The sequence below is a fragment of the Terrisporobacter othiniensis genome, assembly GCF_000808015.1.
GTDB classification, from domain to species: domain Bacteria; phylum Bacillota; class Clostridia; order Peptostreptococcales; family Peptostreptococcaceae; genus Terrisporobacter; species Terrisporobacter muris.
In genome coordinates, this window is sequence record NZ_JWHR01000020.1 from 1 (window position 1) to 954 (window position 954).

Consider the following 954-nt stretch of genomic DNA (forward strand, 5'->3'; position numbering starts at 1 on the left):
AGTATAAAGTAGAAGATATTATTCCAGAATTTGATAAATTTATGAATAAAGATATGGTATGTATAATACTGGAATCTGTAATTACTTTTATAGTTACTCTTATTTAGTAAAATTAATTATTATATTGAGCTTTTTAGTAAGGTATTTATTGAAAGGAATAGTAATCTTAGAAGAAAATAGCAAGTTGTTGACATAGAGTTAATAAGTTATAATACTCTTAAATTATAATAAAAAGGATAAGGTTATTAGTATGAATATTTGTGGGATTATATGGGATTATGATGGAACTATTATAAATAGTGCAACAAAAAATATTGAAGTAACAATTGAAGTATTGAAACATTTTGATAAAGATATTGAAAAGCATTTACCACAGGCATTGCAAACATATGAAAATTATCAAAAGGCAAATCATATGTATAAAAACTGGCGTGAATTATATGTGAAAAGTTATAATTTAAAAGAAGAGCAATTAGACGAAGCAGGAAGTCTTTGGACTCCAGAGCAACTAAAAAATAAAACAATACCTTCCATGTTTGAAGGAATGGCTCAACTGTTTCATAAATTGGAACATGTAAAAATGGGAATTTGCTCACAAAATAGTAATAAAAATATAAAAGAAACATTGAAACATTATGGAGTGGATCATTGCTTTGATGCAATCATTGGTTATGATGATATATCAGGGAGTGAACAAAAGCCAGACCCTACTGGTTTTTTAAAATGTGTTGACTCCTTAAATCTTAACAATAAAAATGGTACATTTATTTATATAGGTGACCATAGTGAAGATGTGGTATTTGGTAAAAATGCACAAGAGGCATTAAAAGGACACAATGTAAATGTTATATGTATTACTGTTGATTACTTGAATTTAAATTTAAATACATATAAAAAATGGTCAAAACAACCAGATTACTTTGTTCAAACAGCATATGAATTAGATAGCAATAT

At 26.5% G+C, this 954-nt stretch carries 1 protein-coding gene; it reads left to right on the top strand.

Annotated elements, in window-relative coordinates:
• Positions 1–250 precede the first annotated feature (250 nt).
• Positions 251–954, top strand: a 704-nt coding sequence (locus QX51_RS01610; RefSeq protein WP_039678166.1) for an HAD family hydrolase, incomplete at its 3' end; no start/stop codon positions are given.